General features: G+C 55.4%; 19 protein-coding genes and 2 pseudogenes. 16 read left to right on the top strand and 5 right to left on the bottom strand.

What is annotated here, in order from left to right; genetic code table 11:
* Positions 1-63: 63 nt before the first annotated feature.
* A complete protein-coding gene (locus tag P5706_RS22290) occupies positions 64-963 on the bottom strand; it encodes a LysR family transcriptional regulator (RefSeq protein WP_060766775.1) in 900 nt (299 codons plus the stop codon).
* 120 nt (positions 964-1,083) lie between these two features.
* Between P5706_RS22290 and P5706_RS22285 the strand changes: the two genes are divergently transcribed.
* From P5706_RS22285 to P5706_RS22270, 4 genes and pseudogenes are all read left to right on the top strand, one after another.
* Positions 1,084-1,773 carry an isochorismatase family protein gene (locus tag P5706_RS22285; protein WP_060766776.1) on the top strand — a complete coding sequence of 230 codons (690 nt, stop codon included), beginning with the start codon at positions 1,084-1,086 and terminating at the stop codon, positions 1,771-1,773.
* A 252-nt stretch (positions 1,774-2,025) separates the two neighbouring features.
* Positions 2,026-2,285 (top strand): annotated as a pseudogene (locus tag P5706_RS22280) (type 1 glutamine amidotransferase family protein); the annotation flags it as partial.
* A 506-nt stretch (positions 2,286-2,791) separates the two neighbouring features.
* Entirely contained in the window at positions 2,792-4,003 is a 1,212-nt protein-coding gene (creA, locus tag P5706_RS22275) for a creatinase (protein ID WP_060766777.1), read from the top strand.
* A 297-nt stretch (positions 4,004-4,300) separates the two neighbouring features.
* Positions 4,301-5,641: an MFS transporter gene (locus P5706_RS22270; RefSeq protein WP_060766778.1), complete on the top strand. Its 1,341-nt coding sequence runs from the start codon at positions 4,301-4,303 to the stop codon at positions 5,639-5,641.
* Positions 5,642-5,727: 86 nt separating this feature from the next.
* On the opposite strand, the gene cahR (P5706_RS22265) is transcribed toward P5706_RS22270, so the two are convergent.
* The gene (gene cahR, locus P5706_RS22265; protein ID WP_060766779.1) at positions 5,728-6,747 is read right to left on the bottom strand and encodes a transcriptional regulator CahA; all 1,020 of its coding nucleotides are present in this window, start codon (positions 6,745-6,747) and stop codon (positions 5,728-5,730) included.
* 731 nt (positions 6,748-7,478) lie between these two features.
* Here cahR (P5706_RS22265) and P5706_RS22260 point away from each other — a divergent pair.
* Together P5706_RS22260 and P5706_RS22255 are read left to right on the top strand one after the other, a co-directional pair.
* The gene (locus tag P5706_RS22260; protein ID WP_060766780.1) at positions 7,479-7,691 is read left to right on the top strand and encodes a HAMP domain-containing protein; all 213 of its coding nucleotides are present in this window, start codon (positions 7,479-7,481) and stop codon (positions 7,689-7,691) included.
* A gap of 536 nt (positions 7,692-8,227) precedes the next feature.
* The gene (locus P5706_RS22255; RefSeq protein ID WP_081088282.1) at positions 8,228-9,241 is read left to right on the top strand and encodes a GlxA family transcriptional regulator; all 1,014 of its coding nucleotides are present in this window, start codon (positions 8,228-8,230) and stop codon (positions 9,239-9,241) included.
* A gap of 400 nt (positions 9,242-9,641) precedes the next feature.
* Here the strand turns inward: P5706_RS22255 and cahR (P5706_RS22250) are convergent, their stop codons facing one another.
* Positions 9,642-10,661: a transcriptional regulator CahA gene (cahR, locus tag P5706_RS22250; protein ID WP_285681856.1), complete on the bottom strand. Its 1,020-nt coding sequence runs from the start codon at positions 10,659-10,661 to the stop codon at positions 9,642-9,644.
* 304 nt (positions 10,662-10,965) lie between these two features.
* On the opposite strand from cahR (P5706_RS22250), the gene glyA reads away from it, so the two are divergent.
* From glyA to P5706_RS22200, 10 genes and pseudogenes are all read left to right on the top strand, one after another.
* Positions 10,966-12,219: a serine hydroxymethyltransferase gene (gene glyA, locus P5706_RS22245; RefSeq protein WP_060766783.1), complete on the top strand. Its 1,254-nt coding sequence runs from the start codon at positions 10,966-10,968 to the stop codon at positions 12,217-12,219.
* Between the two features lie 23 nt (positions 12,220-12,242).
* Positions 12,243-13,493, top strand: a complete 1,251-nt coding sequence (locus tag P5706_RS22240) for a sarcosine oxidase subunit beta family protein (protein WP_060766784.1) — start codon at positions 12,243-12,245, stop codon at positions 13,491-13,493.
* A 14-nt stretch (positions 13,494-13,507) separates the two neighbouring features.
* Entirely contained in the window at positions 13,508-13,834 is a 327-nt protein-coding gene (locus P5706_RS22235; protein WP_060766785.1) for a sarcosine oxidase subunit delta, read from the top strand.
* Positions 13,831-16,848, top strand: a complete 3,018-nt coding sequence (locus P5706_RS22230) for a sarcosine oxidase subunit alpha (RefSeq protein ID WP_060766786.1) — start codon at positions 13,831-13,833, stop codon at positions 16,846-16,848. The genes P5706_RS22235 and P5706_RS22230 overlap by 4 nt, the downstream gene beginning before the upstream one ends.
* A gap of 136 nt (positions 16,849-16,984) precedes the next feature.
* The gene (locus tag P5706_RS22225; RefSeq protein ID WP_060766787.1) at positions 16,985-17,617 is read left to right on the top strand and encodes a sarcosine oxidase subunit gamma; all 633 of its coding nucleotides are present in this window, start codon (positions 16,985-16,987) and stop codon (positions 17,615-17,617) included.
* A gap of 188 nt (positions 17,618-17,805) precedes the next feature.
* Positions 17,806-18,663, top strand: coding sequence for a formyltetrahydrofolate deformylase (gene purU / locus P5706_RS22220; protein ID WP_060766788.1), 858 nt, complete (start codon positions 17,806-17,808; stop codon positions 18,661-18,663).
* A 24-nt stretch (positions 18,664-18,687) separates the two neighbouring features.
* Positions 18,688-19,371, top strand: coding sequence for a carboxyltransferase domain-containing protein (locus tag P5706_RS22215; protein ID WP_196492685.1), 684 nt, complete (start codon positions 18,688-18,690; stop codon positions 19,369-19,371).
* Positions 19,372-19,529: 158 nt separating this feature from the next.
* A pseudogene (locus P5706_RS22210) lies at positions 19,530-19,723 on the top strand (hypothetical protein); the annotation flags it as partial.
* Between the two features lie 394 nt (positions 19,724-20,117).
* Complete coding sequence (locus P5706_RS22205) at positions 20,118-21,494, top strand: L-serine ammonia-lyase (RefSeq protein WP_060766790.1); 1,377 nt, start codon at positions 20,118-20,120, stop codon at positions 21,492-21,494.
* A 25-nt stretch (positions 21,495-21,519) separates the two neighbouring features.
* Positions 21,520-22,512: a GlxA family transcriptional regulator gene (locus P5706_RS22200; RefSeq protein ID WP_060766791.1), complete on the top strand. Its 993-nt coding sequence runs from the start codon at positions 21,520-21,522 to the stop codon at positions 22,510-22,512.
* Positions 22,513-22,975: 463 nt separating this feature from the next.
* Here P5706_RS22200 and P5706_RS22195 read toward each other — a convergent pair whose 3' ends face one another.
* A complete protein-coding gene (locus P5706_RS22195) occupies positions 22,976-23,581 on the bottom strand; it encodes a cupin domain-containing protein (protein ID WP_060766792.1) in 606 nt (201 codons plus the stop codon).
* A gap of 82 nt (positions 23,582-23,663) precedes the next feature.
* Positions 23,664-24,374: a DUF1989 domain-containing protein gene (locus P5706_RS22190; RefSeq protein WP_060766793.1), complete on the bottom strand. Its 711-nt coding sequence runs from the start codon at positions 24,372-24,374 to the stop codon at positions 23,664-23,666.
* Between the last annotated feature and the right edge of the window lie 12 nt (positions 24,375-24,386).

The following is a 24,386-nucleotide window of genomic DNA, read 5'->3' as shown; positions in this document are numbered from 1 at the left end:
GCCTCAGACTGGGCGTCTGAGGCATTCGCGGCACATTCAGCAGTAGCCATCTGAGCTAAGCCGTTAGGCGGTCAGGTCTCGCAACAACGCCTTGAATCTGGCGGCCGTGGGCGTTTCGTACTCCTCGTTCCAGGCGGCTATGGTTTGCACCCAAGCGTGATCGTTTTTCAAGGGTAGAATGACCACTCCTTCGCGCTGGATCTTGTAGGCGCATTCCGAATAGATCGACACCCCCATATTGGCGGCCACCAACCCAAAGATACCTATGCTGGTCGTCGCCTCCTGAACGATGTTTGGCGTAAAGCCAAAGCGCTGGCAGAGTCGAAATGACTGGTCCCGAAACAGACTCCAGCCGCTCGCCGCACCGAAGATGAAGCGCTCGTCTTTGAGTTGTTCGACTTTGATGCTGGCCTTGTTGGCCATGGGATGCTTGGCTGGGAGAATGGCGACCATTCTTTCTCGCGAAACAGGTAAAGATTCGATCCCCGGCATTGACACCGGCCCCAGCAGAAAACCCACGTCGATCAGGCAATCATCAATTGCTTTGTACTGTTCGTGTGACGGCATGTAGAGCAACTCTACCAAGACGTTGGGATGCAGATCCTTGAAGCGCTCAAGTATCGCGGGCAGGGCACCGTTGATGGCGAAGTCGTTATAGGCGACTGTCAGATGACCAACATCACCCGCCGCTGCACTACGCGCAAGTTCGATGCCTCTCGCTATGTGGCGAAATACCTGCTGACACTCATGCAGAAACAAACGACCTGCCTCAGTAAGCGCAACTTGCCGGGTGGTGCGCTGGAATAATTCCGCTCCAAGCTCTTCCTCCAGCCCTTTGATCAAGCGGCTCAGTGCCGGTTGCGTAATGAATAACCCGTCAGCCGCACGCTTGAAATGCAGATGTTCCGCCACCGCCATAAAGGCTTTCATTTGCTTGAGATCGAAGCGGATATTGATGTTCATATTGGTATCAATAGTGGGAAATAATGAATTGGATGGAATTTATTCCCCAGATTATCTTGAGCTCTAGGTCAAGGCAAACCCAAATGCCAACCGTTATTACTTAGGTCGGAGAGACTCACTATGTCGCAAGAACTGATGATTATGCTGGAGCGCGCTTTTGAAGAATCCACCAAGCTCTACAAGGAGCGAGGTTTTCAGCGCCGGATTGGTTTCGGTAAACGCCCAGCGTTGATTAACGTAGACCTGGCCAACGCCTGGACCCGTCCGGGAAATCCATTCACCTGCGATAAAATTGACGACGAAATAATTCCGGGCGTCCAGCGCCTTATGAAAGAGTTTCGCGCTAAGGGCTTTCCAATCGTCCACGTGACGACTTGCTACCAGAACACGGATCGAAATGACCCGAATACCGACATGGGGCAGTGGCACAACAAGATACCCGTGGATGTGGTCAACCAGAGTGACGAAAGCCTCTGGGCCATTGACTCACGTATAGCCCCTATTGACGGTGAATTCGTCCTTATTAAAAAGCGCGCCAGTTCGTTCAGCGGAACATCACTGGCAGGCTATCTGCGTTCAGCCGGTGTCGACACTATTCTGGTCACAGGTGTCACGGCTTCAGCCTGTGTCCGCACCACGCTGTGTGACGGCCTGGCCGAAGGCTTCCGTACGATTGCAGTGAAAGAATGTATCGGTGATCGAGTACCGGGAGCGGTGGCTTGGAACTTGTTTGATATCGACGCCAAATTCGCTGACGTGGAGACAGTCGACACATGTCTGGATTACTTGACCACTGCAGGTCAGAAGTAACGGTGAGTGAATGATGCGATCCGTAGGGTAAGGACCCAGCGGAATAAAAGGGCCGAGCGCTTACGCTTTACGGCCCTTTTTCTTTTCCTGTCTTGTGCATCCATCGGCGCCGCCTTTTTCAGGACGATCTGATGGGGTGGTGGCCGATCAATTAGGGGGGGCGCCACTGGTTTGGTCTTCGGAATACAGTGAGACGATATGGTCGAACGACGTAAATTCAGCTGCTGCGTGAAGGGAAAGAATCTGCGTTAAGTGGATGATGAACTTCGAGCGCCTTCAACCCAGGCTAGAGCAGGGTATTTGCTGCTCGAGCATTTATCGCTTCCCGCTTTCACCTAGGCACTGGACATTATTGTCACTGCTAATCTGTTGTGTCCTGAATTGTTTGCTTCACATACCTTTGGTTTGCAAGACGGGGAAGTCGTAAGCGATTTGGGGGTGATTATCAGACCCGCGCTCGTATCAGGCTGGCGGACATTCAGGATCTGGATTTGCTGGTTGTATGCGGTGGTTAGCCCTCTCGGCCGGTCCAGACAACTCCGATAGGCCTGTCTGCTGGAAGTAGAGCTATCTACACCTGGCGTAAGTGCGGCTGATGAAGGTGCTATTTGGTAATCAAGGCGCCCGCGAAATCAGCCAGGCTGACGTCAGAAATCAGCGGCGTTCGATCGCCGACCTCCATAAGTCTGCCGTTGCCGCGCTAGCTCAACGTATCGAGATTACGACGTAGTTGCTTGAGATTTGACTAGCGTTACCTAGCATCGAATAGCCAGCACAACCTGTCCGGCGCCAGCCTCACGCGCGACGTGCTGAGCGCTGATGGACATATGTCATCCAAAACATCGCGCTGTGTAGCGCTTTTTTGATTAGCCCTGAGTTCCCCTTCGAAAATAGCGGGTCTGGTCAATTACAGGTCGGATTCGCACAAAAAATCCTACGTCGCATCTGTTCGAATGATCTTCAGCGGCCAGCCAGAGTGGCGTCTTACGTCGCTCAATCAACGACAAGGATAAATGACATGCAAATGCCTAAAACCATCCAGATCAAGAACGGCGAAAAAGTGAAATCGACGTTTTCGGTTGAGGAATACGCCAATCGACAGGCCAAATTGCGAGCGTATCTAGCGCAAAACAATATTGATGCGGCAGTATTCACGTCCTATCACAACATAAACTACTACAGCGATTTCCTGTTTTGCTCTTTCGGCCGCCCGTACGCGCTGGTCGTCACCCAAGACAGTGCCGTTACTATCAGCGCCAACATCGATGGCGGTCAGCCTTGGCGCCGCACCGTGGGCACTGAAAACATCGTTTACACCGACTGGCAGCGCGACAATTATTTCGTCGCGATCCAGCAAGCATTGCCGAAAGCTGGGCGCATTGGCATCGAATTTGACCATCTGAACCTGCTCAATCGCGACAAACTTGCCAGTCGTTACCCGCAGGCCGAATTGGTGGATATCGGCGCACCTTGCATGCGTATGCGCATGATCAAATCCGCCGAAGAGCATGCAATCATTCGCCATGGTGCCCGCGTGGCAGACATCGGTGGCGCAGCAATCGTGGAAGCCTTGCGTGATCAGGTGCCGGAGTATGAAGTCGCCCTGCATGCTACCCAGGCAATGGTGCGAGAAATTGCCCGCACCTTCCCGGACTCCGAACTGATGGACACCTGGACCTGGTTCCAGTCTGGCATCAACACCGACGGTGCACATAACCCGGTGACCTCGCGCAAGGTTAACAAGGGCGACATCCTGAGCCTCAATTGCTTCCCGATGATCGCTGGTTATTACACTGCGCTGGAACGCACAATGTTCCTGGACCATTGCTCCGACGAGCATCTGCGTTTGTGGGAAGTGAACGTTAAAGTGCACGAGGCCGGCCTGAAACTAATCAAGCCGGGCATGCGCTGCTGCGATATCGCCCTGCAACTTAACGAGATTTTCCTTGAGCACGATCTTCTGCAATACCGCACTTTCGGCTACGGCCACTCCTTCGGTACGCTGAGCCATTACTATGGCCGCGAAGCTGGGCTGGAACTGCGCGAGGACATCGACACGGTATTGGAGCCGGGGATGGTGGTTTCTATTGAGCCGATGATCATGCTGCCTGAAGGCCTTCCGGGAGCGGGCGGTTACCGCGAACACGACATATTGATCGTCAACGAGCAGGGCGGGGAGAACATCACCAAGTTCCCGTATGGCCCGGAACACAACATCATCAAGAAGTGAGATTACGCGCCGCACAGTGAACCTGTGCGGCGTTCTCTTTCATTAGTGGCAAACGTGTAGAAAAAAACCGTCCCGGCGGCTGAGTTAAACGGAAAAAACAACGCATGCACGATAATATCGCGCATCATTTACTGACCCTAAACCCTGCCAAGTAAAACAATAGAGGGTATTTGTCATGTTCTACGTCACGATTCCGGCCACTGGCTCGAACCAAACCAATTTCCATACCGCTTCAGGTAGCGATACAGCGTTGCCTCTTCATTCCGATAAAAGCACCTCTACCACCGGAGGTGCGCAATGAGCACCCGAAGCGCAAGTCTGACGTCGATTCTGGACCAGCAGCTTGAACAGGTGTCCGAGCGCAAGGCACTGCGGCGCGCGGCCAGTGCCAGTTTCATGGGCAACTTCGTCGAATGGTTCGACTACGCAGCCTACGGCTATCTGGCAACCGTTATTGCACTGACGTTTTTTCCTCAGACCGACAAGGCGACCGGCCTGCTGGCAACCTTCGCGGTGTTTGCGCTTTCGTTTATCGTCCGACCGCTGGGAGGGCTAGTCTGGGGGCACTTCGGAGACAAATACGGGCGGCGCAGCGCATTGTCCTGGTCGATTCTGATCATGTCAGTCTCGACCTTCTGCATCGGTATCCTGCCGACTTACAACCATATTGGTCTGTGGGCACCGGCTCTGTTGTTACTAATCCGCTTGTTTCAGGGCTTTTCCGCTTCCGGAGAGTACGCCGGTGCATCAGCCTTTCTGGCCGAGTATGCCCCCGAGGGTAAACGCGGTTTGTATACCAGCATCGTGCCTGCGAGTACTGCTGCCGGCTTGTTGTTCGGAGCAGTGTTCGTGGCCGGTCTGCATTCGTGGATGAGCGTTGAGGATCTGCACAGCTGGGGCTGGCGTTTGCCCTTCCTGCTGGCGGCACCGTTCGGTCTAGTCGGGCGTTACATTCGCATGAGTTTGCAAGACACACCCAAATTTCTGGAGATGGAAAAACGCCTCGAGGCCAAGGAATGCGCGACCCACGCTCCGGTTCGCGAACTTTTGACCTTACACCGGCGTAGCGTGATTATCGGGATCGGTGTGACATGCCTGAATGCGGTGGCGTTCTACCTGTTGCTGAGTTATATGCCGACCTACCTGTCCACCGAGATGGGCATGAGCGAGAGTGATTCGTTCATGGCGTCAACGGTATCGTTGGCGACCTATATCGGGCTGATTTTCCTGATGGGCAAACTGTCGGATCTGTTCGGACGAAAGACCATGTTGCTGACCGCTTCGGTGCTGTTCCTAGCGCTTACATGGCCGCTGTTTGGCATGCTGAACAACCAGCCGCTGGTCGTCATTCTAATGATCCAGATCGCTTTTGGCGCGATCCTGGCGATGAATGATGGCACCTTGCCGTGCTTCCTCGCCGAGATATTCCCGACCCGCGTGCGCTTCAGTGGTTTTGCCTTTAGCTTCAATATCGCCAATGCGGTTTTCGGCGGCACTGCGCCCTTTATTGCGACCTGGCTGATTCAATTGACCGGTAACAAAATGGCGCCAGCCTGGTATCTACTGGCGGCCGCTGCCGTTGCTTTGATTGCCATGCTCGCCAGTCGCGAGACCGCGCATAAAGCCTTGCAGGATTGACCAGCACCATCACTACCCTGTAGAAGCCGAGCTTGCTCTGATCGCGTCCTTGAGGTCGCCGTGACGAACAGGCTCGGCTCCTACAATTAATGCACGGCAGCCACTTTTTTTCGTTCACTTATGGGCGATATGCCGAAGAAACGGCTGTAGCATTTGGAGAAGTGCGCTGGGGAGACAAATCCGCAAGCTAGGGCAATGTCGCGCACTTGCGACTCGCTGCGCAATAGCAATTGCCGCGCTCGCGACAAACGCAGCTCCAGGTAATACTGACTCGGTGTGCGTTGCAGGTGCTTGTGAAATAGGCGTTCCAATTGCCGCACCGATACTTCGTTCAACCGCGCGAGCTCCTCAAGGCTCAATGGCTCATCGAGATTGGCTTCCATGATTGCCACCATCTGGCTGAGCTTAGGTTGGGACGTGCCCAGTTTCTGTCGTAATGGGACACGTTGTTGTTCCTGCGCGCCCCGTACCCGATCACACAGTAGCAACTCGGCCGCATGGGCTGCGATGTCCCGACCACCGGGTTCGCGGGCAATCAACTGTAGTGTCATGTCCATAGAGGCCACGCCACCGGAGCAGGTGTAGCGATCGCGATCGAGCTCGAATAACTGGTTGGAAATAATGATCCCCGGGAACCGCTCCTTCAATGCTTCGATATCTTCCCAGTGAATCGTGCAGCGATAACCCTTGAGCAAATTGGCGCGCGCCAATAAGTGGCTTCCAGTGCAAATCCCGCCTAGTGGCACCTGATCGTGCGCTAGCTTACGTAGCCAATTGAGTAACGGTTGACTGCTGTGATTGGAGACGATCGGGTTTGATCCGACAACAAACAGAATATCCAGTTTTGGTGCATCGGTGATCGTGTAGTCGGGCAGGATGCGCATGCCGTTGCTGGCCGTGACCGGCTCCATGTTGGCTGCGATGATAACCGTGCGAAACATCGGTTGACGCGCCGCCATATTGGCTATGCGCAATGTTTCCACGGCGGAGGCGAAGCCGATAGTGGTGAAATTTGGTATGACCAGAAAACCTACGGTTTTCACTGGCCGTGGTTCATGAGCCGAACGTCCCGCATCGGGGGGGAGCGCCGCCTGGAGTTTCGCCATTGTTAGCACTCCTCAACTGCATAAGTGACGCGCTCTTCGGCAATCTGCCGACGTTCGCAACATCATTTTTTTCTACGAGGGTTAACCCTGCTTTCAGTCTTTGGATCTTACTCCGAGTGTCCGATCAATAGACAAAGCGATACCTGCTGCACGCAAGATTTGTCTTGGGGTCAATTTGAAGCAGGTCGATCCGACCAAATGGCTACGGACGCTAATGTCCATCGCATGTATGCAATTACCTTCAAATCCCGCCGCCGGTAGGGCCAAACGTCTAGCAGTGTATGCGGAATGATGCATCATTTCTCACCCCGGCCCATCGCCAAGTGATACCGGGAGAAAATTTGTGGGTTGGTCCAAAGACGAGCTTGCTCGGAGGCGTCGATTGCTTCCTGCAGCGGTCAGTGATCTAGGTGTCGTCCCCTAGCATTACCCGGCAAAACGAAACCTTCCCCGATGCCCTCGATATCGGCTTTTCATGTCTGGCATTTGGCAGAATGAGTTCCTGATTCGATCAGTTTTGGGTCGTGCCCTTACAAAAGTCTTGATCTCGGCCGTCGCCAAGTTCAGTGATCAAAGTCAGTTTAAGCCGCTTATGGGTGCGACATCAGCCTTAAGAGCATCTCTGACTCTGTTGATACATTTACCTTTAATGGAGCCAGCTATGCGTTCCTACTGACTGAAGCCAACGCCTCCGTTGGCGTGCGGCGGCCGATACCGCTATAGGTGTGGTGTTGACTCTGTTGGTGCTCAGCTTACTGATGCGGCGCGTGTTGCGGCTAAGAAATTCGCTGCATCAACTTAACGGCGGTCAGGGTGACCTGCCCCGGCGCCTGCCTATCCAGGGCAACGATGAAATCGCCCAGGTTGGGGAGGAATTCAGTTGCTTTCTGAAAAGCCTGCAGGGGTTAATTAGCGACGTGATGAGCAGCTCGCAGCAAGTTTGAGTCAGAAGCCATGTTACCTCCAGCGAAGCGAGTCAAACCGCCACCCCCTTCAGCAGCAACTGCAGGAGTTGATCATTTGGCTACGGCCATTCAGGAGATGGCAATCACCGCGGAGGACGTCGCATGCAATGCTCAAGCAGCGGCCCTGGCTGCCAACGCCATCAATGAGGAAACCGATACTGGCGACAGCCTGGTCTCGCTTAACCCCTCCCCACGCCTGGGTGCTATTTGCTCTTTATATGTTAGTTAATTCTGTATTTGTGATATTCAAGCGAAGTCATTACAATATTTTTAGGATTTTTTTGATAAAGGTTTTTGCAGATTTTCTATTGCGAAATTATTATTTTGGCTCCATCTTTAGTTTTTATTGAGTTTGATTATTTAACAGCAGTTTGGGTCTTCCTCCGACATCGAAGAGGGGCTAACACACAATTCAAGGTCGAATCCAGGCAAGCGTAGGTAATCATTTCAAATTGATAATCTAAGCCAATGCGCACATGCGCCCCATCCTGACCCTGATATGGTTGGCATCTATTATGAACATCGCGTTGAGCGTTGACGGAAATCTTCGTTCGCACCCTGTACGCACCATCGAGTCGGTAGGATTTTTGTTGGTCAATAATTTCACGTTGATTGCAATGGCAGCAGCTATCGAATCGTTGCGGCTGGCAAATCAATTGTCCGGCCAGAAACTTTATAGCTGGCATACTTTAACCCTGGATGGCCGGCCTGTCTTGGCCAGCAACGGTTTGAAAGTTTCACCCGATGCTGTTGGAACGACGTCTCCGGCGATGGATGCGGTGTTCGTCTGTGGCGGTAAGGATATACAGCTAAGGTGTACCGAACAGCAGTCTGCTTGGCTGCGGTCACAGGCGGCGCAGGGTGTGTGTTTGGGTGGATTATGTTCTGGCAGTTGGGCGTTGGCCGCTGCTGGTCTTCTCGAGGGTTATGAATGTAGTATAGATTGGGCTTTTTGGCTTGATATGCAGAAAGACTTTCCGGGTGTGCTCGTCAGCCCGCAGCTGTTTGTGATTGATCGCAATCGCTATACTGCATCAGGCGGCACTGCATCTTTGGAAATGACCCTGCGGTTGATTGGCGACCGGCACGGGCATGAATTGGTGACGCAGATTTGCGAAGCGCTCACTATCGAAAATCAATGCAATGCAACAATACACCAACGGCTACCGATCAAGCACATCCTGGGCTCGTCACACCCGATGTTGCAGGAGGTGGTCGCGTTGATGGAGAACAACCTGCGTGAGCCACTTGAACTCGATGAACTGGCAGGCTATTTGAGTGTGTCCAGACGCCATCTGGAGCGCTTGTTTCTGAAGTATCTGCATTGTGCGCCTTCGCGTTACTACCAAAAATTGCGATTGATACGGGCCCGAAAGTTGTTAAAGCAGACGTTGATGTCTGTGAAGCAGGTCGCTCATGAGTGCGGGTTTGTTTCGACCCCGCATTTCAATAAACGTTATCGTGAGCAGTATGGCAGGGCACCAGGCGCGGAGCGCGCTCGACACACCAGCCTGCGGATAAATCCATGAGATACCTACTGGATTCGAACAATTCCAGGCAAATACAACAGAAACATGAGCGATCTGTTCGAATATTTTTTAGGCGAAAATCCTAGAGCGACGTACAGTTTAACTCTAAATTTTGCAATCAAGCAGGTGCAGCCTAAAGCGGGGCGCATCATATTGAACTCAATTACTTTAACCCACAAGACCACTAGAAACTCGCTGCGCACTATCCGCAAACACAGCTCGTCGACATTGCAGCGCTGTGCAAGCGCATGCATATGATCAAGTCGTCTGACAAGTATGTGATGACTCGCCTTGGTGCGCGGATTGCCAAAATATTTTTCGATACTTGCCTGTCGGGGAACGGCTTACAAGGTCCTGCAGGACTGAGTCCTAATACTGCGAAGGAGTGACGCCTTTACAATCAGGTGCAATGCAGCGAACCTTGTTTGCGCTCCCCCATTGGTGAAACCCCGAAGTAACGGCTATAGCATTTTGAAAAATGCGCAGGCGAGGCAAATCCGCAGGACAGTGCGATATCTCGCACTTGCGATTCACTGCGTAGCAGCAATTGTCGAGCACGTGACAGGCGCAGTTCCAAGTAATATTGGCTTGGAGTGCGCTGAAGATATTTGTGAAACAGACGCTCCAGCTGGCGTACCGATAACTCGTTCAAACTCGCCAGTTCATCCAGCCCAATCGTCTCTTCAAGATTTGCCTCCATGATTGCAACCACCTGGCTCAGCTTGGGCTGCGTGGAGCCTAGGATCATTCGCAATGGCACACGCTGTTGCTCTCGCTCACCTCTAACTCGGTCACACAACAGCAGTTCGGCAGCGCGGGCTGCAATCGCGGTCCCGCCAGATTCGCGTGCGACCAATTGTAAGGTCATGTCCATAGAGGCAACGCCACCAGAACAAGTGTAGCGGTCTCGGTCCAGCTCGAACAATTGATTGGAAATGATGATTCCGGGAAAACGCTCTTTCAGCGCTTCGATATCTTCCCAGTGAATAGTGCAGCGATATCCTTTGAGTAGATCGGCGCGCGCGAGCAAATGGCTTCCTGTGCAGATGCCGCCTAAAGGCACGCGTTGGTGAGCCAACTTGCGTAGCCAATTGATCAGCACCCGGCTGCCATGATTGGATATGATCGGATTGGTGCCAACTACGAACACCGTGTCCAGTTGTGGAGCGTCATCGATGGAATAATCAGGCAGGATTCGCATACCGCTGCTTGCGGTCACCGGATCGTGACTGGCTGCAATGATCACGGTTTTATACAGCATCTGGTGGGCGGCCATATTCGCCATTCGAAGTGTTTCTATAGCTGAAGCAAAGCCGATCGTTGTGAAGTTGGGCAATACCAGAAAGCCTATGGTCTGAATCGGCGGTTGCGGTTTGCTCGAGCTTGCTGTCGCGTTTTTTTTTGTATAAGTCTTCGACATTTCCGAATTTTCCTCAGCATGCCAAGACCCGGTTCAACAAGGGTAGCAGGGCGTCGCTTTAAGCGTTTTTCTTATTGTTATTACATCTCCTAATTTTCAATCCTACACCTATTGGCGTGTTCAAAGTAATTCTCTTGCCGAGTGTAGGTGGGCATTTTGATGTCGGAAACAGACAAATCAGGCGTAGGGCGATTTTGCACAATCGGTTCACATCCTTCGGTAGCCATAACGCCTGCTTCAGATACACGGATTGCCGAAACCAAAACAATAACGACGGAGCAACGCCGTCATCGGGAGAGCACCCATGTTCAAGAAAAACGACCAAATCCAGGGTTATGACGATGCACTGCTGGCGGCGATGAATGCCGAAGAGCTACGTCAGGAAGATCACATCGAGCTGATCGCGTCGGAGAACTACACCAGTAAACGCGTCATGGAAGCGCAAGGTAGCGGCCTGACCAACAAATACGCCGAAGGCTATCCGGGAAAGCGCTACTACGGCGGCTGTGAGCATGTGGATAAAGTCGAGCAACTGGCCATCGACCGCGCCAAGCAACTGTTCGGCGCTGATTACGCCAACGTTCAACCGCACTCCGGCAGCTCGGCCAATGCGGCGGTTTATCTGGCGTTGCTGCAAGCGGGCGACACCGTGCTGGGTATGAGCCTGGCCCACGGCGGTCACCTGACTCACGGTGCGAAAGTCAGCTTTTCCGGCAAGCTCTACAACGCCGTGCAGTACGGCATCGACACCGCTACCGGCCTGATCGATTACGACGAAGTCGAGCGTATCGCCGTTGAATGCCAGCCGAAAATGATCATCGCCGGTTTCTCGGCCTACTCGAAAACCCTCGACTTTCCACGCTTCCGGGCAATCGCTGACAAAGTCGGCGCTTACCTGTTTGTCGACATGGCCCACGTGGCTGGCCTGGTCGCTGCCGGTCTGTACCCGAACCCGCTGCCGTACGCCGACGTTGTCACGACAACGACCCACAAAACCCTGCGCGGCCCACGTGGCGGCCTGATCCTGGCCAAGGCCAACGAAGAGATCGAGAAGAAGCTCAACTCGGCAGTCTTCCCCGGCGGTCAGGGTGGCCCGTTGATGCATGTGATCGCGGCCAAGGCCGTGTGTTTCAAGGAAGCCATGGAGCCTGGCTTCGTCGCTTATCAACAGCAAGTGATCGATAACGCTCAAGCCATGGCGCAAGTGTTCATCGACCGCGGCTACGACGTAGTTTCCGGTGGTACCGACAACCATTTGTTTCTGGTCAGTCTGATTCGTCAGGGCCTGACCGGCAAAGATGCCGACGCCGCTCTGGGCCGTGCACACATCACCGTCAACAAGAACTCGGTGCCTAACGATCCGCAATCCCCATTCGTGACTTCGGGCCTGCGTATCGGCACCCCGGCGGTCACCACTCGCGGCTTTAAGGTCAGCCAGTGCGTTGAGCTTGCCAGCTGGATCTGCGACATCCTCGATAACCTCGGTGACGCAGATGTCGAGGCGGATGTGGCGAAGAGTGTGGCAGCCCTGTGCACGGACTTCCCGGTTTACCGCTGAGAGCAGTTTTGGAGTAAATGACTATGCAACGCTACTCGGGCTTCGGCCTCTTCAAGCACTCCCTCAGCCACCATGAAAACTGGCAGAAGATGTGGCGCACGCCGACCCCGAAAAAGGTCTACGACGTGGTTATCGTCGGCGGCGGCGGGCATGGTCTGGCCACGGCTTATTACTTGGCTAAAGAGCACGGCATCACTAACGTGGCCGTGGTCGAGAAAGGCTGGCTGGGCGGCGGCAACACGGCGCGCAACACCACCATTGTGCGTTCCAACTACCTGTGGGACGAGTCGGCGCACTTGTACGAACACGCGATGAAACTGTGGGAAGGCCTGTCCCAGGACCTGAACTACAACGTGATGTTCTCCCAGCGCGGCGTGTACAACCTGTGCCACACCTTGCAGGACATGCGTGACTCCGAGCGTCGGGTCAGCGCCAACCGCCTCAATGGCGTGGACGGCGAATTGCTCAACGGAAAACAGGTCGCAGACGAAATCCCGTACCTGGACTGCTCGAAAAACACGCGTTACCCGATCATCGGCGCAACCGTGCAGCGGCGCGGCGGCGTGGCCCGTCACGACGCCGTGGCTTGGGGCTTTGCCCGTGCAGCCGATGCCTTGGGCGTGGACTTGATCCAGCAGACCGAAGTGATCGGCTTCCGCAAGGAAAACGGCGTATGTGTCGGCGTGGAAACCAATAAAGGCTTCATCGGCGCCAAGCGCGTCGGCGTGGTAACGGCCGGTAACTCCGGGCACATGGCGAAACTGGCGGGCTTCCGTTTGCCGATCGAATCCCACCCGCTGCAAGCGCTGGTGTCCGAGCCGATCAAGCCGATTATCGACAGCGTGATCATGTCCAACGCCGTACACGGTTATATCAGCCAGTCCGACAAGGGCGACCTGGTGATCGGCGCCGGCATCGACGGCTACAACGGTTATGGCCAGCGCGGCTCTTATCCGGTGATCGAACACACCGTGCAGGCCATCGTCGAGATGTTCCCGGTGCTGTCCCGCGTGCGCATGAACCGTCAGTGGGGCGGCATCGTCGACACCACGCCGGACGCTTGCCCGATCATTTCCAAGACGCCAGTGCCGAACATGTTCTTCAACTGCGGTTGGGGCACCGGCGGCTTCAAGGCCACGCCGGGCTCGGGCAACGTGTTTGCCGCCAGCCTCGCCAAGGGCGAAATGCACCCGCTGGCAAAACCTTTCTCCATCGACCGTTTCCACAACGGTGCGTTGATCGATGAACACGGCGCAGCGGCTGTCGCCCACTAACAGGAGAAATCTCTATGTTGCATATCTTCTGTCCTCACTGTGGCGAACTGCGCTCCGAAGAGGAATTCCACGCATCCGGCCAGGCTCACATCCCGCGTCCACTAGACCCGGCTGCCTGCACCGACGAGGAGTGGGGCGACTACATGTTCTTCCGTGACAACCCACGCGGGTTGCACCATGAACTTTGGGATCACGTGGCCGGTTGCCGTCAGTATTTCAATGCCACCCGTGACACCGTGACTTACGAAATTCTCGAAACCTACAAGATCGGCGCCAAGCCGCAATTCACCGGTAAGACAGAGACGAAGAAAGTCGCCACTGGTCTGGGAGAGAAGGTATGAGTCAGATCAATCGTCTGTCCAATGGCGGCCGCATCGACCGCAGCAAGGTGTTGAACTTCACCTTCAACGGTCAGACTTATCAGGGCTTCGAAGGCGACACCCTGGCCGCTGCTCTGCTGGCCAATGGCGTGGATGTGATTGGTCGCAGCTTCAAGTATTCCCGCCCGCGTGGGATCTTCGCCGCAGGCTCCGAAGAGCCGAATGCGGTCTTGCAGATCGGCGCCACCGAAGCGACCCAAATCCCCAACGTCCGCGCCACGCAACAGGCCTTGTATTCGGGCCTGGTCGCCACCAGCACCAACGGCTGGCCAAGCGTCAACAATGACGTGATGGGGATTCTTGGCAAAGTCGGCGGCAAGCTCATGCCACCGGGTTTCTACTACAAAACCTTCATGTACCCGCAATCGTTCTGGATGACCTACGAGAAGTACATTCGTAAGGCCGCAGGTCTTGGTCGTTCGCCGATCGAGAACGATCCGGATACCTACGACTACATGAACCGTCACTGCGACGTGCTGATCGTCGGCGGTGGTCCTGCTGGCCTGGCGGCTGCTTTGGCGGCTGCGCGCAGCGGCGCCCGGGTAATTCTGGCGGATGAACAGGAAGAGTTCGGTGGCAGTTTGCTCGACTCCCGCGAAAGCCTCGACGGCAAACCATCCAGCGAATGGGTGGCCAGCGTTATCACCGAACTGAAATCTCTGCCGGACGTGGTGCTATTGCCGCGCGCCACGGTCAACGGCTACCACGACCATAACTTCCTGACCATTCACGAACGCCTCACCGATCACCTCGGCGACCGCGCTCCGGTTGGCCAAGTACGTCAGCGTATAAATCGGGTTCGCGCCAAGCGTGTGGTGCTGGCCACCGGTACCCATGAGCGTCCACTGGTCTACGGCAACAATGATGTGCCGGGCAACATGCTGGCCGGCGCAGTCTCGACTTACGTGCGCCGTTACGGCGTAGCTCCGGGTAAGAAACTCGTGCTTTCCACCAACAACGATCACGCCTACCGCGTGGCGCTGGACTGGCTCGACGCAGGCCTGCAAGTGGTGGCCATCTCAGACGTACGGAGCAGTGCACGCGGCGCGCTGGTGGAAGAAGCTCGTGCCAAAGGCATTCGGATTCTGACTGGTAGCTCTGTGATCGAAGCCCGCGGCAGCAAGCACGTCACCGCAGCTCGTGTTGCAGCCATCGACGTTGAAGGTCATCGCGTCACCAGCTCCGGCGAATGGCTCGACTGCGACTTGATCGCCAGTTCAGGTGGCTACAGCCCTATCGTTCACCTGGCTTCGCACTTGGGCGGCAAGCCGGTCTGGCGTGAAGACATCCTCGGTTTCGTACCGGGTGAAGCGCCACAGAAGCGCGTCTGCGTCGGCGGCGTCAATGGCGTCTACGCCTTGGGCGACGCGCTGGCCGATGGCTTTGAAGGTGGCGTACGCGCAGCCAGCGAAGCTGGTTTCAAAGTCGTCGAAGGCATCTTGCCCAAAGCCCTGAGCCGCGCTGAAGAGCCAACACTGGCGCTGTTTCAGGTGCCGCACGACAAACCGACTGCTCGCGCGCCGAAGCAATTCGTCGACCTGCAAAACGATGTCACCGCTGCCGCCATCGAGCTAGCGACCCGCGAGGGCTTCGAGTCGGTCGAGCACGTCAAACGCTACACCGCGCTGGGCTTCGGCACCGATCAGGGCAAGTTGGGTAACGTCAACGGTCTGGCCATCGCGGCGCGTTCACTGAACGTGACCATCCCGGAAATGGGCACCACCATGTTCCGCCCGAACTACACGCCGGTGACCTTCGGCGCAGTAGCCGGTCGCCACTGTGGGCATATCTTTGAGCCGGTGCGTTACACCGCTCTGCAAGCCTGGCACGTGAAGAACGGCGCCGAGTTCGAAGACGTCGGCCAATGGAAGCGTCCATGGTACTTCCCGAAGAAAGGTGAGGACATGCATGCCGCCGTCAATCGCGAATGCAAAGCCGTGCGCGACAGCGTTGGCCTGCTCGATGCCTCGACACTCGGTAAGATCGATATCCAGGGCCCGGATGCACGAGAGTTCCTCAACCGCATCTACACCAACGCCTGGACCAAGCTCGATGTGGGCAAGGCGCGTTACGGCCTGATGTGCAAAGAGGACGGCATGGTTTTCGACGACGGCGTAACGGCTTGTCTTGCGGACAACCATTTCGTGATGACCACTACCACTGGCGGCGCTGCACGCGTGCTGCAATGGCTGGAAATCTACCAGCAGACCGAGTGGCCAGACCTGAAGGTGTACTTCACTTCGGTCACCGACCACTGGGCGACCATGACCTTGTCCGGGCCGAACAGCCGCAAGCTGCTCAGCGAAGTCACCGACATCGACCTGGACAGGGACGGCTTCCCGTTCATGACCTGGAAAGAAGGTTTGGTCGGCGGTGTGCCGGCGCGGGTTTTCCGTATCTCGTTCACTGGAGAACTGTCGTACGAAGTCAACGTGCAGGCCGACTACGCCATGGGCGTTCTGGAAAAAATCGTCGAAGCGGGCAAGCAGTACAACCTGACGCCGTATGGCACCGAAACCATGCACGTACTGCGGGCCGAGAAGGGCTTCATCATCGTCGGTCAAGACACCGACAGCTCGATGACCCCGGACGACCTGAACATGGGCTGGTGTGTCGGCCGGACCAAACCGTTCTCGTGGCTCGGCTGGCGCGGTATGAACCGCGAAGACTGCGTACGTGATCAACGTAAACAGTTGGTTGGCCTCAAGCCGATCGACCCGACCAAATGGCTACCTGAAGGCGCGCAATTGGTGTTCAACACCAACCGAGCCATTCCGATGAGCATGGTCGGTCACGTCACATCCAGCTACACCTGCGGTACGTTGGGCTACTCATTTGCCCTAGGTGTGGTCAAAGGCGGCCTTAAGCGTATGGGCGAGCGTGTTTTCGCACCTCTGGCCGACGGCAGTGTGATCGAAGCGGAAATCGTTTCTTCGGTGTTCTTCGATCCGAAAGGCGAACAACAGAACGTGTAATTGATCGCTACCTGATCCGCATGGGAACGCCGTCATGGGCGCTCCGCATGAAACGCGGAGCGTCACGAGATGCATTCCCACGCAGAGCGTGGGAATGATTAGCGAGCTGCACAACAGAATTCAAGACAGGTGCTTTATGACCGCAGCCAATGTTTACCAACAACGCCCAGCCACCGGCGCAAAGAGCGAGTCGTCGCTGCATCATGCCGATCTCGCCAGCCTGGTGGGCAAGGGCTGCAAAAACGCCAGTGTCACCGTGCGTGAAAGGAAACTCCTTGGTCACCTGACCATTCGTGGTAACGGCCATGACCCAGCTTTCGCTGGCGGTGTGCACAAGGCTCTGGGCCTGGAGTTGCCAATGGCCCTGACCGTCGTCGCCAAGGGCGAAACCAGCCTGCAATGGTTGGGCCCGGACGAATGGCTGCTGATCGTGCCAACTGGCGAAGAGTTTGCTGCCGAGAAAAAGCTGCGTGAAGCGCTGGGTGCTCTTCACATCTCCATCGTTAACGTCAGCGGTGGCCAACAGCTTCTCGAACTGAGCGGCCCGAAAGTACGCGAAGTGTTGATGAAATCCACCAGCTACGACGTGCACCCCAATAACTTCCCGGTGGGTAAAGCTGTCGGCACCGTGTTCGCCAAGTCGCAGCTAATAATCCGCCACACCGCCGAAGATACCTGGGAACTGGTGATCCGCCGCAGTTTCTCCGATTACTGGTGGCTGTGGTTGCAGGATGCCGCGGCTGAGTATGGTTTGAGCGTGCAGGCCTAAAAGCTGATCTCGCGTAGCAGCTGCCGAAGGCTGGGTTCGGCCGCGCGGCAGTCGTAAACCCGTGTCCCCGGTTCTGAATCGATAACGGGATGATCGGATTGCGACTGCTTCGCCGCCGAACTTAGCCTACCGGCAACTGCTACGAAAAGCTGCTTTGCGGGTCATCAACCAACAGGAGTCACCACACTATGAGCCGCGCCCCAGACACATGGATTTTGACTTCCGATTGCTCAAGCGTTTTGGGCACGGTGGATGCGGTGACCCGTTTTCTGTTCGAACAGGCTTGCTACGTCACCGAGCACCATTCTTTCGATGATCGGCTTTCCGGCCGTTTCTTCATTCGTGTCGAGTTCCGTCAGCCCAACGACTTCGACGAAGAGGCGTTCCGCGCTGGTTTGGCCGAACGGACCAATGCGTTCGGCATGACCTTCGAGCTGACACCGCCGCACCACCGGCCAAAAGTGGTGATCATGGTCTCTAAGGCGGATCATTGCCTTAACGACTTGCTCTATCGCCAGCGCATCGGCCAGCTGTCCATGGATGTGGTTGCGGTGATCTCGAACCACCCGGACCTCAGGTCCTTGGCGGATTGGCACCAGATTCCCTACTACTATTTCCCGTTGGACCCGAATGACAAGCCATCCCAGGAGCGTCAGGTGTGGCAAGTCATAGAAGAGTCCGGTGCTGAACTGGTGGTCCTTGCCCGCTACATGCAAGTGCTGTCGCCGGAGCTGTGCCGCAAACTCGACGGCAAGGCGATCAACATTCATCACTCCTTGCTGCCGGGGTTCAAAGGCGCCAAGCCTTACCATCAGGCCTACAACAATGGCGTGAAACTAGTCGGCGCGACGGCGCACTACATCAATAACGACCTGGACGAAGGCCCGATCATCGCCCAAGGCGTGGAAGCGGTGGATCACAGCCACTACCCTGAAGACTTGATCGCCAAAGGGCGTGACATCGAAGGACTGACATTGGCAAGGGCGGTTGGGTATCACATCGAGCGGAGGGTGTTTCTTGATGCCAACCGAACAGTGATTTTGTAAAGGCCGTAAAAGAAGGTGCTTTACGTGCAACAAAAAAAGATAAACCCCAATCGCCATATCAGGGTAAGCAGCCTAGGTGAGCGTGGGTTGCTGATCGAGTCTGCGCGAGAGCGCGCAGACCATATCACCCAGCATATTTTCTGGCAGATCGATGGTATCAGTATGGGGTGGCCAGGCTTCAAGGAAACCGTACCGGGTGCTAGTGGTTTGGTTATTGTTTTCGATACAGTCGGTAATCGCCTGCAAGGGCATGATCGGCTGCTGGTCATATGGGACGAATGTCTGAGGCATGCGCAGGAACGTCAAGTCGCAGAAATCATCATCGATGTTCGCTATGGCGGAGGAGCGGGGCCTGACTTGCCATGGATTGCCGCCGAAGCAGCACTGAGTGTTCAAGAGTGGGTCGCGCAGCATGTTGCAGATAGCTATACGGTCGCTTCTTTGGGAGCGCATCCTGGTGTTTTGTATCTAGATGGACTGGCAGATGGCGTGCTCAGATTCCCAGCATCTGTGTCGCCACCCTCTCGCATTGCGCCCGGAGCAATAGCGGTCAATGGCTTGCAGACAAGCATCGCAGCTGCCACCTTACCGTTCGGATGGGCGGTGATTGGCCAGGCCGGTATGCCTCGTTTTGCTTTTTCAGGTGAGCCGGCACTGTTGCAGCCAGGCGACAGGGTCAAATTCTCTTCGCTCGATTCAGCCACGTAGTCTAGAGGTGGTTCTTAATCAAGCCCGCCAGTTTACAGATGCCACGAGGATCAATATCAACCGATAGTTACCGGCCTGTTACTCTTATCGGGTAGATATCCGGTGGAATTATCTGAGCCTCAAGAAAAAGGGGCCCGCGTGGTACGTGCTTTGTTGAGATGCCTGTTAGACGTCATTGTCAGGGTTGCCGAAGATGTCGAATAAAGCATGAGGTATTTTTGATCGCCGTCGACCAGCATTTCCGTCGAATGAAAATCGAGCGGATGTTGAATCAGTTGGGATATGTCCGCATCCGCCCCATGCATTCCGTTGAAGAGTTTTAACCTTGGTGGAGTACGGCCAGCCCTTCGATTACGTTAGGCGGGTTTGACGTTACGCCCGGACAGGTCGCTGGATGGTTTCTAGGGCAACCTTTGCACACTGAAAACGTATGTCTGAACTTCTTTAGAATGTATCCGCGATCGCCAGAATTCCCATTCGGGTGGCCATTCCCGGTGATGGCTCAAATTCTGAGAGCGTGCGCTTTCAATCAGACTTGATGTCATGGTTCTAGACGGAATCGAATAGACGTGGCGAATTGCCTAACCACCGCAGTTGCTGGCGCGAGGTCAGCATGCATCAACTCGGCCAGCTTGCAATTGGTATTAGTGAACACTTAGGAGTCGATATCTGACACGTCTTGATGATCACTGGCGCCGACAATCGGGGGAGTTCCTGACAACCTTAAAGCGGCGCGGAGATCAACTATGGCTATCAGTGTTTTTGACTTGTTCAAGATTGGAGTCGGCCCGTCCAGTTCCCACACCGTCGGCCCAATGCGTGCCGGGGCTCTGTTTATCGAGGCCTTGCGTGAGCGGGAAATGTTGGCGCAGGTGCGACGCATCGAGGTAAGGCTTTATGGTTCTCTGTCGGCCACGGGGATCGGACATGGTACTGATAAAGCGGTGATCATGGGGCTAATGGGGGAGTGGCCAGATAAAGTCGACCCATTACTGATCGAGCCACGCTTGCTGGATCTGCGCGAGACGCAATGCCTGCTGTTGGCCGGTGAATACCGTGTGCCGTTTATCTGGCAGCGGGACATGCGGCTGCTAGAAGAAAACCTGCCCTACCATCCCAACGCCATGACCGTAAGCGCATTTGCCGAAGATCACCTCCTGCTAGGCGAAACCTACTACTCCATCGGTGGTGGGTTCGTCGTCGATCAGCAGCAGGCAGCGAGTGGCCAACTAGATCAGGATCTCACCGAACTGCCTTACAAATTTGATACCGCCGCGCAGTTGCTGAGCCAATGTAAAAACCATGGCCTGCGGATTTCCCAGCTGATGCTGGAGAATGAAAGGGAGTGGCGCAGCGAAGAAGAGATCCGCCAGGGGTTGGCGAAAATTTGGCAAGCCATGCGCACCTGTGTGGATAGCGGGCTCAAGCATGAAGGTGTATTACCTGGCGGATTGAATGTACAGCGCCGCGCGGCACGGCTGCACCGCAGCCTGTTGGAAATTGGCAAGCCTAATGTCATCGGCTCGACCTTAAGTGCCATGGAATGGGTGAACCTATTCGCCCTGGCCGTTAACGAGGAAAATGCCGCTGGCGGTCGCATGGTCACTGCTCCCACTAACGGCGCGGCAGGGATCATTCCAGCCGTCTTGCAGTACTACATGAAATTCTGCCCTGAGGCCAAGGATAGCGACGTGGTGGATTATTTCCTGGCTGCCGCCGCTGTCGGCATTCTGTGCAAACGCAATGCCTCAATCTCAGGGGCGGAAGTCGGCTGCCAGGGCGAAGTTGGTTCAGCCTGCGCTATGGCCGCTGCAGGCCTTGCAGAAATTCTCGGGGCCACTCCCGAGCAAGTGGAGAACGCGGCGGAAATAGGGTTGGAACACAACCTCGGTCTGACCTGCGATCCAGTCGGCGGGTTGGTGCAGGTACCGTGCATCGAGCGTAATGCCATAGCAGCGGTGAAGGCAATTAATGCCGCACAGATGGCGTTGCGCGGTGATGGTACGCACTTCATCTCGCTGGATCGGGTAATCCGCACCATGCGCGATACTGGCGCCGACATGCATGACAAATACAAAGAGACCTCCCGTGGCGGGCTGGCCGTGAGCTCCATCGAGTGCTAAGCCACCTTGGCTCATAGGAGGAGACATGCAATTGAACGAATCTTTCTATCCACAACCGCCGGCGTTGCGTATTGGCTTCTGGTTATTGGAAGCCTTCGACTTTTATACTCTGGCCAATGCGTTGGAGCCCCTGCGCCTGGCCAATCAAGTTGCTGGACGCAGTGTTTGTCACTGGCAAATTCTCAGCCTAGAAGGCCAGTCACTAAACGCCAGCAACGGCATTACTACCGCCACCAAACGATTAGATCAGGCACAACCGCTAGATGCGCTGATCGTCTGTGGTGGCGAGAACCTGCATACTCAAATGGATCTTCCAGACTTTCATCATCATCTGCATCGCTGGGCCAAGAAGCCTATTAGGCTCGGTGCAATGGGTAACGCCGGTTGGTTGCTAGCGCAAGTAGGCGCGCTGGACGGTTACCGCTGTAGTTTGCCAGAACCCGAACCGTCGTCGTTGGGTGCCTTCAATGAGTTGACGCTGGTGGCCGCGCCGTTCTGCGTTGATCGGCAACGTTTGACCTGCGTTGGCCCGCTGGCGGTTAAAGGATTGATGCACGAGCTGCTCGCCCGCTCCCACGGTCGTGGTCTGATTCTGGGAATGGAAAAGCACGTCGCCCGGCAGGTCAGACCTCTGCAGCGGACGCATAATGCCCCAGCCAAATTGCAGGAGACGCTGACGTTGATGAGCGAGCACCTGACCCGCACGCTACCGATCGACGAAATGGCCAAAGCGATAGGTATTTCTTGTCGACATCTGGAGCGACTATTCAAAAAAAATCTGGGGTGTTCGCCCTCGCGGCATTACCTTGACTTGCGTCTGCAACAGGCGAATCAGCTATTGCAGGGCGGGCAACGTCAAATGCCGGATGTCGCTCGCGATTGCGGGTTTGTCTCGGTGCAACATTTTATTCGCTGCTATCGCCATTACTTCGGCGTACACCCGCGCGACCACGTAGGAGTGAACTTGCTTGCGATAGGAGGCCAACCACTAGCATCCTTTTCACTTAACCGCGAGTAAGCTCGCTTTTATGTTTAGCTCGGAGGCGGTAATGCCGACTCTGACTATAAACAAGAAAAATCAGTGGCTAACCACCAATTCCTGAGTTCAAGCAACCTCAGGACCAGTACCCAGAAGAATTCATGCCTGCATGAGTCAGGCGAACCACTTCCGAGAATTTGGTGCATCTAGTTCGCGGGTGAACTCCACTGGCGAGCAATATTTAATGCGCTATGGGGAAGCCGCTCGTTGCATTGTTCGCACGCCATTGCTGGGTTACGCAACACTGTTCCTCGACCCGGTTTGGCAGTGTGAGAGACGTAGACACGCTTGATAATTTTCACGCACATCCCCGCCATACCGTTGATTTAAGAACATTGTTGCCGAGGCGTCGAGGCAGCAGCAGTTTATTCCAGGGAAGGGTAGGCGCTGCTATTGGTGCGCGATCAATGGCCGGACGTTGCCATTTACCGACAGCAGATTATTAGAAGGTTGCGGGCGTGTTGATCCAGAGTATACGGACGACACTCTTGGTCGAATTGCGATAGCCATGGGGTACGTTGCTGGGGAAGTGAAAAGAATCGCCAGCGTTCAGCGTGTAGGTTGTCTCGCCGAGAGTCAGGTCGAGGCTGCCCTCGATCACGTAACCCATCTCTTCACCCGCATGCTCAATCATGTCGCTGACCATGCCTGGGGAAACGATATGAATATCGCCTTGCAGCAGCCCGCCTTTTTGCAGATGGGTGATGCGTTCCAGATCGATATAGCCCTTCGCGGTGCCTTGTGCGAAACGACTCACTTGTCGACCGCCGGCGCGCAGCACGGGCTCTTCAGACTCCCAGTCTTCGGATGTCAGCTCGGACACGTTGCTGCCAAGCGCGAGTGCCAGCCGGTGCAGCATGGCCAGTGAGGGCGATGCGGCGTCGTTTTCCAGTTTGGAGATCAGGCTTTCTGAGCAGTTGGCAGCTTGGGCAACTTGCTTGAGAGTCAGGCCTGCCACCTTGCGCGCATGGCGAAGGCGAACGCTCAAACTCGGCAGACCATCGGAATGCTGGGATTTGGCTACTGGCGTTTTGCTGGGTGTGGACATGCATCCCTCGAAAAGTATGTACGAAGTGAGCGACAGGCATCCTAGGGTTACGGAGGCCTGTCGTCTACTGGGATATTGACGATCAGCCGTGAACCGAGAAGGTAACTTCCACCGGGTTAAGGTCATTGATAGGCACGATGTCCTGAGGGCAGGCAGACATCACCACGATAACGTCCATGTCTGCACGGATTTCAACGTAGTCCCCTGCTTTGGATACCGGCGGCAGCCATTCAACAGTGTAATCAGGCTTGACCGGAATATTCATCCACAGATTGAAAGGCTGCGGAACTTCATGGGAGCGCAGACCAATAGCCTGCAAGGCCAGACGCATGTTATCCGCGCAGCTATCGTGATAACCCTCGACTCCCAGGTTGGTGTAGCGGTGCAGATCACACGCAGCCATCAAGGTGTCGTGAATGCCGGGTGAGGTGTCAGTCAACAAGGTGCCGATCGTGCGGCGGCGGTTACTGAACAGGGCGTCGCCGGCTTTGGGGATGATGCTGTTGCAATGAGCGCGAGCATGTTCCATCGACAGAAATTCGCTCATGTCTTCGCTGTTGAACAGCCAGGTGTCACAGACTTGGGTGCCGTGGGTGTTGACGATTTTGATGACTTGGCCAGCTTTCAAGCGAACAGCGCGACCACAACGGGCAGGCACTGTGTAGCTCTCGCTCAGGACTGGAGTGCCATCGGTCGAGATCGGCTCTTTCAACGTGGCGTTGATGCCCAGCGAGGAGCCGTTGTCGGGCTGGCAGCAGGCTGGATAGTCGTGGCTATGGGTGATGTTGGTCATATGAGTTCCTAT

Source organism: Pseudomonas sp. ChxA, assembly GCF_030263855.1.
Taxonomy (GTDB): Bacteria; Pseudomonadota; Gammaproteobacteria; order Pseudomonadales; family Pseudomonadaceae; genus Aquipseudomonas; species Aquipseudomonas fluorescens_CB.
The sequence above is the reverse complement of the archived record's forward strand: the minus strand, read 5'-3'. Positions and strand labels throughout refer to the sequence as shown.

Bases quoted from the DNA above. Each gene is read 5' to 3' on its own strand.
- P5706_RS22290 (WP_060766775.1), bottom strand. From the start codon at position 963: ATGAACATCAATATCCGCTTCGATCTCAAGCAAATGAAAGCCTTTATG.
- P5706_RS22285 (WP_060766776.1), top strand. From the start codon at position 1,084: ATGTCGCAAGAACTGATGATTATGCTGGAGCGCGCTTTTGAAGAATCC.
- creA (WP_060766777.1), top strand. From the start codon at position 2,792: ATGCAAATGCCTAAAACCATCCAGATCAAGAACGGCGAAAAAGTGAAA.
- P5706_RS22270 (WP_060766778.1), top strand. From the start codon at position 4,301: ATGAGCACCCGAAGCGCAAGTCTGACGTCGATTCTGGACCAGCAGCTT.
- cahR (WP_060766779.1), bottom strand. From the start codon at position 6,747: ATGGCGAAACTCCAGGCGGCGCTCCCCCCCGATGCGGGACGTTCGGCT.
- P5706_RS22255 (WP_081088282.1), top strand. From the start codon at position 8,228: ATGAACATCGCGTTGAGCGTTGACGGAAATCTTCGTTCGCACCCTGTA.
- cahR (WP_285681856.1), bottom strand. From the start codon at position 10,661: ATGTCGAAGACTTATACAAAAAAAAACGCGACAGCAAGCTCGAGCAAA.
- glyA (WP_060766783.1), top strand. From the start codon at position 10,966: ATGTTCAAGAAAAACGACCAAATCCAGGGTTATGACGATGCACTGCTG.
- P5706_RS22240 (WP_060766784.1), top strand. From the start codon at position 12,243: ATGCAACGCTACTCGGGCTTCGGCCTCTTCAAGCACTCCCTCAGCCAC.
- P5706_RS22235 (WP_060766785.1), top strand. From the start codon at position 13,508: ATGTTGCATATCTTCTGTCCTCACTGTGGCGAACTGCGCTCCGAAGAG.
- P5706_RS22230 (WP_060766786.1), top strand. From the start codon at position 13,831: ATGAGTCAGATCAATCGTCTGTCCAATGGCGGCCGCATCGACCGCAGC.
- P5706_RS22225 (WP_060766787.1), top strand. From the start codon at position 16,985: ATGACCGCAGCCAATGTTTACCAACAACGCCCAGCCACCGGCGCAAAG.
- purU (WP_060766788.1), top strand. From the start codon at position 17,806: ATGAGCCGCGCCCCAGACACATGGATTTTGACTTCCGATTGCTCAAGC.
- P5706_RS22205 (WP_060766790.1), top strand. From the start codon at position 20,118: ATGGCTATCAGTGTTTTTGACTTGTTCAAGATTGGAGTCGGCCCGTCC.
- P5706_RS22200 (WP_060766791.1), top strand. From the start codon at position 21,520: ATGCAATTGAACGAATCTTTCTATCCACAACCGCCGGCGTTGCGTATT.
- P5706_RS22195 (WP_060766792.1), bottom strand. From the start codon at position 23,581: ATGTCCACACCCAGCAAAACGCCAGTAGCCAAATCCCAGCATTCCGAT.
- P5706_RS22190 (WP_060766793.1), bottom strand. From the start codon at position 24,374: ATGACCAACATCACCCATAGCCACGACTATCCAGCCTGCTGCCAGCCC.